Source organism: Chryseobacterium sp. YR221 (assembly GCF_900176315.1).
Classification (GTDB): Bacteria; Bacteroidota; Bacteroidia; order Flavobacteriales; family Weeksellaceae; genus Chryseobacterium; species Chryseobacterium rhizosphaerae.
This window is the reverse complement of sequence record NZ_FWXM01000001.1, coordinates 365325-382885: the sequence shown is the minus strand read 5'-3', so window position 1 is coordinate 382885 and position 17561 is coordinate 365325. Positions and strand designations below refer to the sequence as shown.

The window sequence follows — 17561 nt, the reverse complement described above, 5'->3', positions numbered from 1 at the left end:
ATATAATAAAATAATTTAGAGAAATGTAGAGTATCCAAGGCGATTGGCATTTCTATCATCATCTTCCAGACTGAATGAATATTCTATTTTTTCTGTAATAAAATTCTCTTCTACATCTACGGTGACAGGCAGAAAATAATCATACAGAACCTGCAGCACTTGTCTGAAAGGATTACCAGGGATATATTTTTTCATCTCCAGATAAGGAATAGGTCCTATATTGACTACCCAATTCCGTTGACCATCCATATGTCTTCCACTGGGAATATAAGTTACTCCCAATCTTGAGTTCCCCAATAACATGGAGTCATCATTTTTCTCCAGTCCATCAATGATATTGGGAGAAAAAGTCACTTCTACCGGTACCTGCAGAAAAGCCGTCATACATCTTTCAAACCATTTTTTATCTCCTCTGATCTGATGAAAAAAGGGTAAAATATGCATGAATATATAAGCATTCTGTTTATCCAGCATATTGATCAGTGGCCAAAGCTCACTTACTGTTTCCAGTAAAGCATCCGTATTGCTGGTGATCTCAAATTCGGCCTCTTTAAGCAATGCGCTTATTTCCGTAAAGAATACCTCCAGCTCAAAAGGACGGAAAAACTTCCGTGCATCTTCCTCTACCCTTTTCTGTTTACGGATTTCCCGTACTACCGTATCAACGTTCTTTCTTGACGCGCCCAGAGACGGTGGATGGAAAAGTCCTTCCGGAAGGTAATCATAGATACCTTCCCTATAGCTTTCTATAGTAAATACTTCTTCATCAAATCCTAAATAGCTGCTCGAAATACTTTTAATATCTTTCAGATAGGCACGGTCATTTACTCCGATCCGCTCAATAAATATATTGCTTACAGCCCTGTGATATCTCAAAAGATTAACTGCCACTGCTTCAGCCTTAAAGTCTGTCTGCAGCTTATTGTAATTCATATCTACAATATTATTCTCATGCATAGTGTTTCCTGTGATTATGACTGGTAAAGATAATATATCTCATAAGTTTGAAAAAATATTTTGCTAATAATTTTATCCTAAAAATACTAATTTATTGACATTAAAAGGAATAATATTAAGTAAATTCCGTAAAAATACGGTAAATACTCACTTCACTCCCTTCTTAGATTTTTAAATTGGCAACTTATAATCAAAGACTTAAAGCCTGCATACTCCTTATTACAGGATATACAACAAAAAAAAACAAAATATCCAACGTCTGATATACCCACCTCTTTTATTTTGATTTACCTGTATTAACAAATATTATAGAATAATTTTTCTATTATTCCATGTTCATTCGGAAACCGGCCGTATCTTTGCAACCTGAAAATTGTTATTTAAAATGAAAAGTATTTATTCTAAAATTCTGATTTTAGCATTCATCTCTTCTTCACTTTATTCTTATGCGTGGGGATTGACGGGTCACAGAGTTATTGCAGACATCGCAGAAAACCATCTTTCGAGAAAAGCAAGGAGGGAAATCAAAAAAATAATGGGGAAAGAGCGTCTTGCTTATTGGGCCAACTGGCCAGACTTCATTAAATCTGATACTACAGGTACCTGGAAGCAAGCTTCATCATGGCATTATGTAAATATTGATCCACAGGCTGATTTCAAAGCTTTTGATCAAAATTTAAAACTTCAGGCAGGCCCAAGTCTTTATACTCAGGTCAACACTTTATCCAGCCAGATCAAGGATAAAAACACATCTGAAAAAGACAGAAAGATTGCATTGATCTTTTTAATCCACATTATGGGTGACCTTGCTCAGCCTCTGCATGTAGGAAGAGCTGAAGATTTAGGTGGAAACAGAATCAATGTTACCTATTTCGGGGATAAAACCAATTTACACTCAGTTTGGGATGGTAAACTGGTAGATTCACAAAAATACAGTTATACAGAATATTCAAAACTTCTGGATATTAAATCTAAGGAAGAAGTGGCACAGATTCAGTCCGGAACACTGGAAGACTGGTTGTATGATTCTCATAAAATTGCCAACAAGATCTATGCACAGACTCCTAACGATTCGAAATTATCTTACGAGTACCAGTACAAATTCAATGATACCCTTGAAAGACAGCTTCTATACGGAGGTTTAAGACTGGCGAAAGTATTGAACGAACTGTTTTAAGGTAAACTGAGAAAATGATCAGGAGTACATCTTAAAAGTCAATTTTAATGATTCATCCTAAATAATAAAAGCGGAACTATAGTTTCGCTTTTTTGTTTTTTAAACTCAAATCTTATTCAGATCTACTAAAATGCAGTTCAAATAAAAAACATAAAAATAGCGTTCCAAGCCGTGAGAGGCACAATTTACAACTAATTTTTGAATCTCAATTTAAATAAATAAAAAATAATTGAAAAAGGTGTAACCTTTTTATATGTTGAAACGTATAATATATAGTAACTCTTTTTTGAGGAAAAAATAGATGAGACAATTAAAAATCACCAAGCAGGTTACCAACAGGGAAACTGCTTCATTAGACAAGTATCTGCAGGAAATTGGTAAGGTAGAACTAATCACGGCGGACGAAGAAGTAGAATTGGCACAAAGAATACGTGCGGGCGACAGAGCTGCACTTGAGAAATTAATCAAAGCCAACCTTCGTTTCGTAGTTTCTGTATCTAAGCAATACCAAAATCAAGGTCTTTCTTTACCCGATTTGATTAATGAAGGTAATTTAGGATTGATGAAAGCGGCAAAAAGATATGATGAAACCAGAGGTTTCAAATTTATTTCTTACGCAGTATGGTGGATCCGTCAATCAATTTTACAGGCGTTGGCTGAGCAGTCAAGAATTGTAAGACTACCGTTGAATAAAATTGGTTCCATCAATAAAATTAATAAAGCTTACGCTCACCTTGAGCAGGAAAATGAAAGACCACCTTCTCCGGAAGAATTGGCTGAAGTTCTTGACATGAGCGAGGAGGATATTAAAGAATCTATGAAAAACTCCGGAAGACACCTGTCTATGGATGCACCTTTAGTAGAAGGTGAAGATTCTAACCTTTATGATGTATTACGTTCTGGAGAATCACCAAGTCCTGATAAAGATTTGATGCTTGAATCTCTTCAAATTGAGATTGAAAGAGCATTGAATACTTTGACTCCAAGAGAGGCTGACTTAGTAAGATTATACTTCGGACTTAACGGAAAGCATCCAATGACTTTAGAAGAAATTGGAGAAACTTTCGATCTTACAAGAGAGAGAGTTCGTCAGATCAAAGAAAAAGCGATCAAAAGACTAAAACACAATACCAGAAGCAAGATTTTGAAATCTTATTTAGGTAAATAATTTTAGAATTATAAAATTCTATAGGCGGAGTCTGTTTTCAGGCTCCGCTTTTTTATATTAAGTTTGTTTAAACTTCACCACAAATCGAAGATTTGATGTTCTGTTTGTCATTCCGTAGGAATCCAACCCTAGTGGATTAAAACTTTCTTGTAACCACAAAAGTCACAAAAGTTTTTAAACACTTAAGTTATTAAAGTTTCCAGCTTTGCGCATATAAAGTACACTAAAGTTTTAAAAAAAATCTTTGATTTTCATCTTAAATGCACTTACTTATGCACTATTATTTTAAACTTGCTAAAGTGTCTAAAAAATAAAAACTTTTGTGGCTTAGTAAAAAGGGGTAAACAGCTTTATTTATATGTTATGAATATAAACATAATTTTCTTTATTGGAGGATCAATTCTATTTTTGATTTTAATTCAATCCGTCGTCTATTTTTATCTTAAACATCAACGGACTATCTTTCTTAATCACATTAAAAACAGACAGTATACCCATATAAAAGATATTGATGCCTGTATCGAAAGTTATTCAAAAATCAGCACCAAAATTACATACCTAAAATCAGATATAATTTTCTTAGACAATGTAATTTTTTTACTGTCCAACAAACCTATTATTGAAATAAGTAACGGCTCGGAAAACTTCCCTTCTATTCAGCAAAGATTTAAACCTTCCACCAAAACAATATCAAATCATATTCTGGAAATAAAAGGAAAGACAAGCATAGGAAATTTCAAAATCACACTAAATTTTAAAAATAAAGACTTTGATATGGATTCAATTATATCAACTGCGTAACAATGTTCAACCTTTCATCAACTAATTAAAATCATATCCGGCAATCTTCATGAAAAGGATTTAAATGTTTACTTTTAATTGTTGAGATCTGATGTAACGATTACGATAACCCATCACTTAATACAATCTATTATGAAAAAAATACTTTTCGCTTCTACCCTGGCTCTGTCCATACTTTCCTGTACAGAAAATAAGCAGCAAAATCCTCCTCTTGTAGAAAATGCTGTCGATAATGCAGAGTCATCCGTTTCAGGCTCTTTTAAAAGCTATCGTGGCAATGGCACAAGTGTAGACAATATCTATTCCGAATTAATTAAGAATGATAAAAATCTGACAGCTCTCAATTCCAGAGTAGTGAAAACCTTTGAGGAAACAGAAAAAGCTTTAGCCGTATATAAAAACATACTCAACACTTCTGAATCTTTTTATCAGGATGCCCATTATCAGACTAAGGCCATTACAGATTCACTGGTAAAACAGCAGATAGAAAAAGAAATTACCTCCAGCTCTGACCGGTACAAGCTTACAGTAAAAAATATAACGGACCGTATCAGTCAAATCACTAAAAATAATGAAACACTGACCAGTACATATACTGCATTCAAAATCAGAAAAACACTTCCCGAAATTGAAAAATACCAAAAAGCTCATCCTTTAAAAACAGATAGTCTGGATAGTTTCATTACCAAACAGAATCAATTGCTGGAAGAATTAAAAAAATTAAAATAATACAATCTCTCATGGAATATAAGACACAATGGCTCACCGATAAAACCCGTATTGAGGAACTGGTAGATTTTTTTATTACCCATAAAACAGATTCCTATATCTCTCACAGTGAAATCATGTATGGCAGAGCTTTAGATTCCCAGCATTGGAATCCGGACCTCAAGGCAATATTTACCGAGCAACTCATGAGCGATTATGACTATGATGGTACTTCAAAATTACATATTTTAATTGTTGAGGACAGCGAAGGGAAAATTGTCGGCATGCTGGTTTTTAATGTGATCAGCAGTCCTTTTAAAAAGTACGCGATTTTAGAAGATATGCTTTTAGATAGTACGGTAAGGGGGCAATCACTGGGAAGTAAACTTTTAGAAAAAGTGATAGAAGAAGCAAAAAACTGGAATATCAGTTTTATTATGCTTGAAAGTGGGGTCAATAATCATGGTGCCCATCATTTTTTCGGCAAATATGGATTCCAAAAGGTATCGGAAAGCTATATGCTAACATTATAACCTAAAGGTGTTTTTTCAATAAAAATTAAATCCGATGAATACTATTTCAATCATAGGAGCCGGTATTGGTGGCCTTACCCTTGGAAACGTACTGAAACAGCATCTCAATGATTTTACAATCTATGAATCTGCTCAGGAAATAAAACCTGTGGGAGCAGGCATTATGATGGCAGTCAATGCCATGCAGGTATTTGACCGGTTAGGCTTAAAGGAAAAAATTGAAAAAGCAGGAAACAAAATCCACAGAATCACCATTGCCAATGAATCCCTCAAACCTATTTCAAAAACGGAGATCCTGGCACTAGAAAAAAAGTATAATTCCTGCAATGTTGCTATTCACCGGGCAGAACTTCAAAGGATTCTTGTAGAAAATATTGGATCAGAACATATTCAGCTCGGCCATTCTTTACTGAAAATTGAAAAGAAAGAAAACTATGCGCTGACGTTTGAAAACGGAATTCAAAAAGAAAGCAGGATCATCTTTGGAGCTGACGGTATAAAATCTCAAATCCGGAATCAGATCTTTAAAACCGGGACTATCCGGAATTCCGGTCAGAAATGCTGGCGTGGTCTGGTAGACTTCAATCTTCCGGAAAAATACCACCAGGAAGCTTTTGAAGTATGGGGAAAAGGGAAACGATTTGGGTTTGTAAAAATTTCTGAGAAAAAAGTCTATTGGTATGCCTGCATCAATGAGAAAAGTTTTGACCCCCATATTACGATAGCTGATATTTTCAATGACTTTGACCCTTTAATTTTAAACCTTATCGGAGCTACTGCTAAAGAAGATATCATCTGTAATGTCATCACCGACCTCACTCCTATTCCTCAATGGTATACAGACAACTTATGCATGATTGGAGATGCTGCCCATGCTACAACTCCTAATATGGGACAAGGTGCCTGCCAGGCTATTGAAGACGCTTATATCATCGGAAGATTACTGGAAAAAAACAAAGATTTTAATGCTGTTTTTGAAGAGTTTCAAAAGATCAGAAGAAAGAAAGTAGATTATATCGTCAATACAAGCCGCAGTATTGGAAAAGTCTCCCAATGGGAACGGGGAAATTCACTGCGCAATTTTTTAATGAGTCTGATTCCGGAAAGCATCAATCAAAAAATGGCTCATAAAATTATAGAGCTGGAAATATAAAAAAATAGCCGGAATTGGTATCCGGCTATTGAAATTTTTCTGATTTCTTTATTTTTCAGTTGGTATAGACTCTATCCAATTAACGATTTCTTCAACCTTTTCCTTAGAGAGCTTTGCGTCCTGATGAAGATACAAGTAGGAAGAAAGTGGCATCTTCCTCTGCTTCACCTGATTCGCTATTGCCTTTAATTTATTGGTTTGTTTACGCTGGCTGTAAAGTCCCCATTCATTAAAATTCAATTCTTTCTTTCCTTTTTGAATATGATTTTCAAGATAAGAGCTTACAGGCTGAACATATGCATAAACAGGGTAATCTGTAGAGTTACTGTGGCAGTCATAACAAGATGTTTTCAAAATAGACTGTACTTTTTGAGGCACTTGATAAATCTTTGAAATATCAGATGAAGGTACCTGCCCATAATCAATATTGCGGGCAGGCTGAATCATTTGAACTATTAAAAAAATAAGGATAAACCCCAAAAGTATTTTTTTAACAGGCTTCATCTGTCTACAATACTTTTTTTATTGATCCACAGTTGATCATTTTGGAACCTTCATAAGGATTCACAATTTCTTTGGACTCACTTATCCAGGCTCCTCCTTTCCCATTATTGTACATTGGGCAAAAATCCTGATATAATTTCAAGCCATCGGTTCCTTTTTCTCCTATTAAATCTGCAATATCATTGCTTAGAGACAGAAGGTGTTCTCTCTGATGGGCAATATCTTCAGAATTTTCACTTATATGCTCTGCATTTTCCGCGGCACTTTCTATAATATCGCGCAACTCAGCATCTTTTTCAGGACTCAGCTTGCTGATATCGACTTTCTTTAAAATAGAAAATAAGCGTTGAGCTGCATCAGAGGCGGCTTTAGAATCATCTTTCGTCAAGGCATTTTTTAAGGGCAGATAGCCTTCAATAATTTGTTTGACTGACACTACTGAAGCGTTTTCGGGTTCTTTTTTATCCTCTACTGCTTTTTCTTTTACTGTTGGATCTGAAGCTAAAACAGGTTTATCTATAGATTGAGGTGTAGCTTTTGTTTCCTTTTTTGATGAATTATTGGGATTATTGCAAGAATATAAAAGGGCTCCCATTACAAACACGGTTAATATATTTTTCATTGTATTCTGATTAGTTTTATAAAAAGTTGTCTGATTAAAAGATTAATAGGTAAAAGTAAGACCGGCTCCCCAGCCCATTTCATTATCATAATTTCCGGAAAGAGATAACCACTTTTGTACAATGTATCTTATTCCTGTTGAGAATTCTCCATCGGAATTAACACTGAAATTACCTCTTAATCTTCTGGACAGCGGGATGTCTTCTCTACTCAGCTCCAATAATACTTTTCCATTGTGGTCAACACTTACATCTGCTGTAATCAACATCGGTAATACATATTGCATCCCGACAATGAAAGCATATTTACTTTTTGAAGCCTTCTGTTGGCCAAACCAGGATTTCTTACCATGAAAATCCATTCCCATATCCTCTGCCATCTGTCTTTCCATGATCTCGTGGTTCTTCTGGATTCTCACTCCCGCATATGGAAGTGCCCATTGGAACTTTCCTAAGAACCTTCCTACTTTTACATTCCCTTCAAAATGATCAAAATTCCAATTGGAATGAAACTCATTGAGATTAGCCCATCTTGGTCCGAACATCGTCATTGTTTCTGCATGCATTTTATTGCTGGCAACATCCAGCATAGCCATAGAGCTGATCATTTTATTGTCCTGCAGGAAGTTCTTCCAGGCCAGTTTTCTATTAGGCAGCTGTGGGTTTGGTTTTGAATTTTCATAACTGAATATTCTTCCCATCCCGGCCATCATATGATACAGGATATGACAGTGGAAAAACCAGTCGCCATCCTGATTGGCTGCAAACTCAATAGTAGTCGTTTCCATCGGCATGATATCCACCACATTTTTCAGTGGAGAGTATTCCCCTTTTGAATTGATCAGCCTGAAGTCATGACCATGAAGGTGCATAGGATGTCGCATCATAGAGTTATTATAGAGTTTGATTCTAAGGATTTCTCCTTTTTTAATCATAATCTTATCTGTTTCTGTGACTGTTTTATTGTCTAAAGTCCACAGATAATGGTTCATATTCCCTTCCAGGGTAAACTTCATTTCACGAACACTGTCTGCCGGAAGAATTGTTTTTTCGGGAGACTTCAGCATATTGTAAGACAGTCTTTTGATGGTCTTTTCTTCCTTCATATCCATTCCTGCATGCTGAGAATGATCTTCTTTTTTATCCTCTTCCTTCGTTTTTACACCCATCATCTCATTCATATGCTTCATGGTCGTTTTCCTTTGGCTTTCAGATAATTCCGGATACATCACTTCATTCATGTCCATCATTTGATTTCCCATCGTCATATTCATCGGCTTCATATTTCCGCTCATTTCCATCATCCCGTTCATCATTTTCATCCCTTCAAAAAGCATTAATCTTGGTAAATTGGGAGCTTCTGTTTTTTCACCTGAACCCAGCCAAAGGGAAGCATGCCCTATCCTGTCTTCTGAAGTGGCCCTGAATTCAAAGCTTTTATTTTCGGGGATGGTGACTTCAATATCATAGGTTTCGGAAACTCCGACAATCAAACGGTCTACTTCTACAGGAACTACGTCATTACCGTCATTTCCTACTACTTTTATCTTTCCACCTCCGTAATTCAGCCAGAAATAAGTGGATGAACCACCATTGGCAACTCTTAATCTTACTTTATCCCCTGCTTTTAGATGGGAATACTCTGAGCTGGGACTACCGTTAATCAGGAATTTATCATAATACACATCACTTACATCCATCGCTTCCATCCTTTTCCATTCATTCAGGGCTTTTGTTCCAAAATTTCCGGATTTGATAGCTTCCCAATAACTCTGAACAGCATTTTTCTTTACGGCATACCAGTCTGTATTTGCCATATGAAGTCTTCTAGCAATCTGCATAGGATCATCATCACTCCAATCTCCCAACAATACCGGTATTTCAGCATTATATTCTGTCTTAGGCTCTCCTTCTCTCTTGTTAAACACCAGAATCCCATTCATTCCTATCTGCTCCTGAAGTGCTTCATGGGAATGATACCAATAGGTTCCATTTTGCGAAACCCTGAATTTGTACAGATGGGTTTCCCCAGGTTTTACAGGCTTTGTGGTAAGGTATGGAACACCATCATGTTCATTGGGTAAAATGACACCATGCCAGTGGAGCCCTGTATTTTCCTTAAGCATATTATGGAGATAGATTTCTGCAGTATCCCCTTCAGTAAAATATAATGTCGGAGCCTGAAGTTTTCCGTTGATCGCAATAGCTCTTCGGTTTTTTCCGGTAAAATTGACGATTGTATCTTTTACGTATAAATCATAACGAACTGTTTTTCCTCCAAAACTAAGTCTGCCATTTTCAGAATTTCTTTTTAACACAGAACTTTCATCTTTTGGATTTTCTGAAGCAATGGGTTGATGCTCTTCTTTTTCCACCAGCTCCATTCCACATTTTGGACATTTCCCCGGCTTATCTGAAATGACTTCAGGATGCATCGGACAAGTGAAGACAGACTGTTGCTGGGATTTTGGCTTGGATACAATTTGATTTTGTGTTGCAGCCTTTACATCAGGCTTTATCACGTTCACTTTTTGAGCTTCATTCGTCTTAGTTGCTTTTTTGATATCAACCTTTGGCTTATTTATTTTAGCTTCTGCCGGTTGAGATTTTGCCACTACTTTGGATATTGATTTTTCCTGTGGTTTTGCTACGACTTTAGGTTTTACGACAACCGTTTTCTTTACCAAAGTCATTTTGCATTTCGGACAGTCTCCAGGTTTTGAAGAGACCACTTCCGGATGCATCGGACAGGTATAATAGGTTTTGGTTGTTTGTGCAAAAGTAAAGACAGAAAACAAAAGCAACAGAAATATGATTAGTTTTTTCATAATATTCCGAACTTTTTAGAAGCTGCATACCTTAAAGCAAATTATAATTTAAGATACGCAACTAATTATTTTAAAGATAAATACAATGTATTATTTAATTTCTGACTTTACACTTCCGCAAGAAAGCATAGCTTTACCATAGTAGGGATTGACAATCTGTTTTTCATCGCTCAACCAGCTTCCGTCAGCCATTGGGCAATATTGTACATACACCGGTTTTTCTGAAAGCTTGAAGTCTTTTGTCAGCGCAATCATATTGTCTGAAAGGTTCAGGAAAGTTTCTCTTTGTGCTGTAACACTTCTTGCCTCAGAGATCGCAGAAGCATCTTTTCTAAGGATATTAAGATTTCCTTCAGACACTACTTTATAATCTACAGCTGAAGCTGTTTTAATGAACTCTGAAGCCGCTTTTGAGGTTTTATCTGCATCATCTGAAGCTAGTGCCGATTTGATGGCAATATAGTTCTGATATAGTTTTGACACCTGAGCGTCTTTTTTAGACTGTGCAGAAAGTGAAAGTACTGAGAATAAAGATAGGGCTGCTGTAATGATATATTTTTTCATTGTTTTAAATTTTAGAATTAATTTTTAATAAAGGATATTAAGGACACATCAGAAAATGCGTCAGAGCGTGTCGTCTGTAACGATATGATCATCATACCGAAAACGACGGACTTATTCTAAATTCTAAAATTACAATGATGAATGTAAATAGGAACCGGTCTGTATTCCGGAGGCCCATTGATCTGAATTTGAGTGAATTTTGAGGCTGAAAAAGATTTGTCTGCAAAGAAAAAATGGTGTGTAACAGGAATTTCAGAAATCTGGCCTAAAAAGTCAATATTAATCAAATCTGATTTTTGAGAATCATCAACTTTTACAACTTTGATTTCTGTTTTACAACATCCTTTCTTCTCTTTAACACCACATTTTCCGCAGATGTCACTTGTTTTCTGGCTTACAGAAACAAATTCCTTCATACAAAAATGAACGCTAAATGCTGCTCCGGAAGAAAATCCAAAGTAGAAAATAGAGAACAATATGGCAAGAATCTTTTTCATTGATAGGACAAAGTTAAAAATATCCGTGAAACCATTGTTATAAAATTCGGTATTGTTGTTACAAAATTCTGGTTTATTAAAAAAGCTCCGGAATATTTTCCGGAGCTTTTAATATTTTTTAGTATTTCATGCGGATTGAGTATATCTACAAAAATACGGCTGACTTCTAAGTTCTACAGTTTAAACTCTAACTTAACATTAAAGAACCGCCCGGTAAGACGTACCGGAACCGGATACATAACATTAGAGTTGTAATCTGTTATCCACTGATTAGCGACCGTATTGTTTATATTGAATGCATTGAAAACCTGAACCCCCAGTGTTAGCTCCTCGAAGTTCCCCCAGAATCCATATCTTTTCTTTTTATCCTTTGGATCAATAAAAACTTTTGATAACCCAAGATCCACTCTTTTATAGGCAGGCAATGTACTTTGATACTGATACGGGTTTGTGAAAACAGGTGCCCCATTCGGAAGTCCCATAGCGTAAACCAATGTAAGGTTAACACGCATTGAAGGGAATCTCGGCATATAATCCTGATAGAACATCGCAAACCTGAAACGCTGGTCCGTAGGTCTTGGAATATTCCCCTGTCCGTCTATATTCTCAAATACCCTTGCATAACTCGCAGACAGCCATGAGTCTACTCCGGGAACAAATTCTCCAAATAACCTAGTATCTATACCATAAGCATATCCGGTAGCATTATTCTGCCCTGAATAACGGATTCTTACATTATCCATATAATAAGGAATCAGGTTATCCATTTTCTTATAATAGAGCTCTGTAGTAAGCTTAAACGGTCGGTCATACATCTGGAATTCATAGTCGTTAGCAAGAATTAACTGTATCGAACGCTGAGACTTTATATTGCTGTTGAAATTCCCATCAAGGTCTTTGATCTCCTTATAGAAAGGAGCCTGATAATAAATACCTCCTGAAACTTTAAATAACATATCAGATTCCCAGTCCGGTTTTATGGCAAACTGGAATCTTGGTGAGAATATTGTTTCTTTATTAAAGCTCCAGTTTGCTACCCTTGCTCCGGCATTGATAAACACTTTACTGGCACCCCAATAAAATTTTTGAGAATACTGTGCATAAGCAGATAATCTTGTGGGCTCAATATTGTTGGCTCCTGCAATATAATACGCCAGCTTAAGATCTCCGGTCCCTCCTCGTGGATCTACAATAGGTCTCGGAAGGCTATACCCTGCCGAATCTACAAGTTTCCATTCGTTGGTAAGATCTTTTAAATTCTCTTTTTCATATTTGAATCCAACTTCTATATCTGTATTGCTATTAGGGGAAAAACGGGCTCTGAACTGCGTTCCGTATGTCCTTACAAAAAGATCATTTCTGGCATGATCTATCTGTGCCCCTGCATCAAAGCTGGGAAGCGGATCTTTTGTAATAGGATCAAAAGTCTGCAGCTTGTAGCCTGACTGTATAGAATAATATTCCTTTTCCCTGTTTTGGTACGCAAAACTATCCAATGTCAGTCTCCATTTATCGGATGGTTTATAATTCATGGAAAAAGTTCCCATCATATTTTTATACTGGTCCTTTTCCTGCCCGTAATAATTGATATATACATTGATAGGCTGCTGAAGTGTCCCAAAAGTAACATCTTTTGCTTTGGGAACCATTTCATAATCATTCTTGGAATAATACCCGATGAATGACATGGAAAACTTATCATTCACGTGATAATTGATATAAGACTGAAAATCCCAATATGTGGGGTTAAAGTCTGTATCTTCATTCAGTGTATTTAAAACAAGATTGGTATTTCTGTATCTTCCTGAAAATAAAGCCGTAAGTTTTTTATTTTTTGAAGCAAGTCCTGTGGTAAGCCTTCCTCCAATTAAACTTGCCTCCCCGGAAAGCTCAAACTTTTCAGGCTCACGGTAATAAATATTTAATGCAGAAGACATTTTATCTCCATATTTAGGTTCAAATCCTCCTGCAGAGAAGTTGACCGTAGAAACCATATCCGGATTAATGATACTCATCCCTTCCTGCTGAGAGTTTCTCACAAGAAAAGGTCTGTAAATCTCAATATCATTGATGTAGATAAGGTTTTCATCATAGTTTCCACCACGCACCATATATTGGGAAGAAAGCTCAGTATTTGAGTTTACGGAAGGAAGGGTTTTAAGTAGCCCTTCAATTCCTCCGCTTATAGAAGCCACTGCTTTAGCTTCTTTGGCTGAAATTTTTACATTGGTAAGATCGTTTGTTCTTCCTGTTGTTTTTTTCTGGAATACAACTTCCTCAATATCGGTTACTTTAGTCACCGTATCCTTTTTTCTGTGTTGGGAGAAAATCAGTACGGGAACTATAAGGCTTAACGGTAAAACTAGTTTTTTCAAAAGAAATATTTTAAGAATTTCTAAAATTAATGTTTTTTTAACAATTACAAAATTGATTCTCTAATTCTTGTTAATTTTTGCAGTAAATCTTCTAATAAATCCAGTCTTAGCATATTGGCCCCATCAGACAATGCTGTTTCAGGTGTAGGATGTGTTTCTATGAAAAGTCCATCTGCTCCTACAGCGATTCCGGCTTTAGCTACTGTTTCAATAAGGTCAGGTCTTCCTCCTGTCACTCCCGAGCTCTGGTTAGGCTGTTGTAATGAATGGGTAACGTCTAAAATGACCGGCGCATATTCTCTCATTGTAGGAATACCTCTGTAATCTACAATCAGATCTGTGTATCCGAAAGAGTTTCCCCTTTCAATGATCGCTACTTTCTGATTATCAGAATCTGTAATCTTCTGAACGGCAAATTTCATGGCTTCCGGAGACAGAAACTGTCCTTTTTTCAGGGTAACACATTTCCCGGTTTTTGCAGCTGCCACCAAAAGGTCTGTCTGACGTACCAAAAATGCAGGAATCTGTAAAACATCCACATACTGTGCTGCCAACGCGGCATGCTCATTTTCGTGAATATCCGTTGTCGTAGGAATATTGAATGTTTCACCTACTTTTTTAAGGATTTCAAGAGATTTTTCTTCTCCAATAGAGGTAAAAGAATCTACACGGCTTCTGTTTGCTTTTTTAAAACTTCCTTTGAAAATATAGGGTATATTATATTTGTCTGTGATCTCTATTACTTTTTCTGCAATCCTTAAGGCCATATCTTCACCTTCAATAATACAAGGTCCGGCAATAAGAAAAAAGTTTTTTGAATCTTTGTGTTGGATATTATCTAAATACTGAATCATTTTGTTGTAATTAAAAAGTTCAGTAAAAATACTGAGAAAGTTTCAGAACTGGAAATTATTTGGGACTTTCATTATTTCTCAGTTACAGATTCTCTTAAATTATAATTAACGGTCTCATAATCTATACTCCAGCGAAGTAAAATTTTATATCTTTATGTAATGAAAGCAAAAGAAACTTTGACAGAATTCTATGCTTTGCATGGAAAAGGGGCTAGCAATATAAGCCCGTTCAATGTGTACCGTAGGGAAAGTTTTGAATGCAGTGCGCATCTGGAACCCGTCTATCGAAGAGATTTTTATAAAATTTCAATGATTTCAGGCGGAACCGGAATATTAAGCTATGCAGACCGGTTTATCAAAATTGACAGGCCCTGCGTTGTTTTTCTCAATCCACTTATCCCTTATTCATGGGAACCTACTTCTGCAGTACAAACCGGTTATTTCTGTCTTTTCACAGAAGACTTTGTCAACCCTTCACTAAAGAATGAGAGCCTTTCAAAATCAGTCTTGTTCAAAGCTGGAGGCGATCACATATTTTTTCCGACTGCCGACAGTATTGAGTTCTTAAAGACGGTTTATGAAAATATGCTTAAAGAAGTACAGTCAGACTATCACCACAAGTATGAGCTTCTGAGGAGCTATGTCCAGATCATCATGCACGAGGTGATGAAAATGCAGCTTCCCCAAACATTTCACAAACACCTGAATGCTTCAGAGCGTATTCATACTTTATTTTTTGAACTCCTAGAAAACCAATTTTTCATCAATTCACCCGATAAAGTACTCTCATTAAAAAATGCCAATGAATTTGCCTCTCAGCTGAATGTACATACTAATCATCTGAATAAAATATTAAAGGAAACTACAGGCAAAACTACTACAGAATGGATTTCCGAGCGTATCATAAAGGAAGCAAAGTCCCTTTTACACTTCAGCAATTGGGATATCAGTGAAATTGCATATTGCCTCGGATTTGAGCATTCTTCAAATTTCATCATATTCTTTAAAAAAAAGACGGGCGAATCTCCTAATCGGTTCAGAAAAAGAGTTCTTTCCATTTCATAATTTTTAGTTTGTTTCGCATAATTATTTTTCTCCCACAGAGCCGAACTTCGTCTTATCTAAATTGAGAAATAATGACACAACAAACTTTAAAAGGAAAAGTAGTTCTTATCACCGGAGGTACCACGGGTATCGGACTGGCTTCCGCAACATTGTTCCTGAAAAGCGGGGCCAAAGTGGTAATTGCAGGACGCAGATCGGAACAAGGTAATGCAGCGATAAAAACATTACAGATCATAAGTCCCGAGGTCCGTTTCATCCAGACAGACGTCTCAAAGAGCAATGAAATCCAGCATCTTATTAATGAAACAGTGAAACATTTTGGAAAGTTGGATATTGCATTTAACAACGCCGGAATTGAAGGTCAGTTTTTGAAGATTGACGAGACTCCTGAAGAAGAATTCGACAGGGTAATGAATATAAACACAAAAGGAGTCTGGCTTGCCTGTAAATATGAAATCACACAATTTAAGAAACAAGGAACAGGCGGAGTCATTGTCAATACCTCTTCCTGGCTGGCCCGGGGAGCATCTGTAGGCTCGGGAGTCTATTCAGCAAGCAAAGCAGCTTTGGACGGATTGGTCAGAGCTTTAGCTGTGGAAACCGCTTCTGAAAACATTCGTATCAATAACATTCAGCCTGGCTATATCCGTACTCCTATGTTTGATAGGTTTTTTCCTGAAGAAAATGCCGAAGAGGCCATAGAGCCTTTTAAGAAACATGCACCCATCGGACGTTTTGCTGCTCCTGAAGAAGTTGCTGAGCTCGTTCTATGGTTAAGCAGTTCTGCTTCATCATTTATTACAGGTGAAAGCATGCTGATAGACGGAGGATTGGCTATTGGAGGACAACGATAATCTATTTAAAAATGAAAAAATTATGCTTTTTATTTTTTTATATGCTGGGATATCCACAGGATACAATGAATGACTTTCCAATTTCAAAGAATATGGCAACAGACACTACAAAAAAAATAACATTATACAACAGGCTTTACCAATATGGAATAGCAGATGCATTTGTTGGGGGACTTTATAAAGGAACATTACCTTTAAAAGATTTAAAGTCAAAAGGTGATTTTGGATTGGGAGCCCCTGACATGCTGGATGGAGAACTCACGATATTAAACGGAAAAGTATACCAAACCAAGGCGACAGGGATTACTATTGAGGCTGGAGATCAATTTAAAACCTCTTTATCCTTTGTTACCTTCTTCAGACCAGACAAGGGGTTCTCTATGGAAAAGGAAGCAGACAAAGAAGCCGTTTTTCAGCTGATAAGCGCGAATCTTCCCAATAAAAATTCAATATATGCTATTAAAATAACCGGAAGATTCAGAATGGTCAAAACGAGAGCTTTCCCACCTGTCAAAGAGGAACCGTTTCCTGTATTAACCTCTATCTTTCATACACAGAAAACTTTTGATTTTTCACATACAGAAGGGGTGCTGGTGGGGTATTATGTTCCGGAATATCTCAATGGCATCAATGTAAAAGACTTTCACTTTCATTTTCTTTCTGCCGATAAAAAACAAGGGGGACATGTTCTCGATTTTGTAGGTGAAAATCTAAAAATTGAGCTTGCAAATTTGAATAGTTTTGAGCTGGAGCTCCCCCAAAATAAGGATTTTCAAAACTTTCAGTTTACTACAAAAAACAATGAAGCTTTACAACGGGTAGAACAAGGAAAATAACTTCCTTATAGAGTTGGTATAAATATCAATGGTTTCATATGCATCTCAATGATCCCTATGAAACCAT

At 36.4% G+C, this 17561-nt stretch carries 16 protein-coding genes; 8 read left to right on the top strand and 8 right to left on the bottom strand.

Going from position 1 to position 17561, the window contains the following annotated elements; translation table 11 throughout:
- Positions 1-15 precede the first annotated feature (15 nt).
- A complete protein-coding gene (locus B8967_RS01780; RefSeq protein ID WP_228405981.1) occupies positions 16-933 on the bottom strand; it encodes a type VI secretion system baseplate subunit TssG in 918 nt (305 codons plus the stop codon).
- Between the two features lie 409 nt (positions 934-1342).
- Here B8967_RS01780 and B8967_RS01775 point away from each other — a divergent pair, with 409 nt between their 5' ends.
- From B8967_RS01775 to B8967_RS01750, 5 genes are all read left to right on the top strand, one after another.
- A complete protein-coding gene (locus tag B8967_RS01775) occupies positions 1343-2134 on the top strand; it encodes a S1/P1 nuclease (RefSeq protein ID WP_047495395.1) in 792 nt (263 codons plus the stop codon).
- 301 nt (positions 2135-2435) lie between these two features.
- Positions 2436-3302, top strand: a complete 867-nt coding sequence (locus B8967_RS01770; protein WP_002979276.1) for a sigma-70 family RNA polymerase sigma factor — start codon at positions 2436-2438, stop codon at positions 3300-3302.
- A 933-nt stretch (positions 3303-4235) separates the two neighbouring features.
- Entirely contained in the window at positions 4236-4832 is a 597-nt protein-coding gene (locus tag B8967_RS01760) for a hypothetical protein (RefSeq protein ID WP_084084099.1), read from the top strand.
- An 11-nt stretch (positions 4833-4843) separates the two neighbouring features.
- Complete coding sequence (locus B8967_RS01755; RefSeq protein ID WP_084084097.1) at positions 4844-5344, top strand: GNAT family N-acetyltransferase; 501 nt, start codon at positions 4844-4846, stop codon at positions 5342-5344.
- Between the two features lie 34 nt (positions 5345-5378).
- Positions 5379-6497 (top strand): FAD-dependent monooxygenase, encoded by a 1119-nt coding sequence (locus B8967_RS01750; RefSeq protein ID WP_084084095.1) that lies wholly within the window; start codon positions 5379-5381, stop codon positions 6495-6497.
- A 48-nt stretch (positions 6498-6545) separates the two neighbouring features.
- Here the strand turns inward: B8967_RS01750 and B8967_RS01745 are convergent, their stop codons facing one another.
- The 7 genes from B8967_RS01745 to kdsA all read right to left on the bottom strand — a co-directional run bounded on the left by B8967_RS01745 (position 6546) and on the right by kdsA (position 14739).
- A complete protein-coding gene (locus B8967_RS01745) occupies positions 6546-7001 on the bottom strand; it encodes a heme-binding domain-containing protein (protein WP_084084093.1) in 456 nt (151 codons plus the stop codon).
- Positions 7002-7005: 4 nt separating this feature from the next.
- A complete protein-coding gene (locus B8967_RS01740) occupies positions 7006-7623 on the bottom strand; it encodes a DUF3347 domain-containing protein (RefSeq protein WP_084084091.1) in 618 nt (205 codons plus the stop codon).
- Positions 7624-7665: 42 nt separating this feature from the next.
- Positions 7666-10449: a multicopper oxidase domain-containing protein gene (locus B8967_RS01735; protein ID WP_143330444.1), complete on the bottom strand. Its 2784-nt coding sequence runs from the start codon at positions 10447-10449 to the stop codon at positions 7666-7668.
- Between the two features lie 90 nt (positions 10450-10539).
- Positions 10540-11013, bottom strand: coding sequence for a DUF3347 domain-containing protein (locus B8967_RS01730; protein WP_047495415.1), 474 nt, complete (start codon positions 11011-11013; stop codon positions 10540-10542).
- A 116-nt stretch (positions 11014-11129) separates the two neighbouring features.
- Positions 11130-11510: an HYC_CC_PP family protein gene (locus B8967_RS01725; protein ID WP_228405979.1), complete on the bottom strand. Its 381-nt coding sequence runs from the start codon at positions 11508-11510 to the stop codon at positions 11130-11132.
- 173 nt (positions 11511-11683) lie between these two features.
- The gene (locus B8967_RS01720; RefSeq protein ID WP_084084090.1) at positions 11684-13885 is read right to left on the bottom strand and encodes a TonB-dependent receptor plug domain-containing protein; all 2202 of its coding nucleotides are present in this window, start codon (positions 13883-13885) and stop codon (positions 11684-11686) included.
- Between the two features lie 44 nt (positions 13886-13929).
- Positions 13930-14739: a 3-deoxy-8-phosphooctulonate synthase gene (gene kdsA / locus B8967_RS01715; protein WP_047495421.1), complete on the bottom strand. Its 810-nt coding sequence runs from the start codon at positions 14737-14739 to the stop codon at positions 13930-13932.
- 159 nt (positions 14740-14898) lie between these two features.
- Here kdsA and B8967_RS01710 point away from each other — a divergent pair, with 159 nt between their 5' ends.
- The 3 genes from B8967_RS01710 (at position 14899) to budA (ending at position 17494) form a co-directional block, all read left to right on the top strand.
- Entirely contained in the window at positions 14899-15804 is a 906-nt protein-coding gene (locus B8967_RS01710; RefSeq protein WP_084084088.1) for a helix-turn-helix domain-containing protein, read from the top strand.
- Between the two features lie 71 nt (positions 15805-15875).
- On the top strand, positions 15876-16658 hold the full coding sequence (locus tag B8967_RS01705; RefSeq protein ID WP_084084086.1) for an SDR family NAD(P)-dependent oxidoreductase: 783 nt from the start codon (positions 15876-15878) through the stop codon (positions 16656-16658).
- Between the two features lie 11 nt (positions 16659-16669).
- The gene (budA, locus tag B8967_RS01700) at positions 16670-17494 is read left to right on the top strand and encodes an acetolactate decarboxylase (protein WP_228405977.1); all 825 of its coding nucleotides are present in this window, start codon (positions 16670-16672) and stop codon (positions 17492-17494) included.
- Positions 17495-17561: the final 67 nt, after the last annotated feature.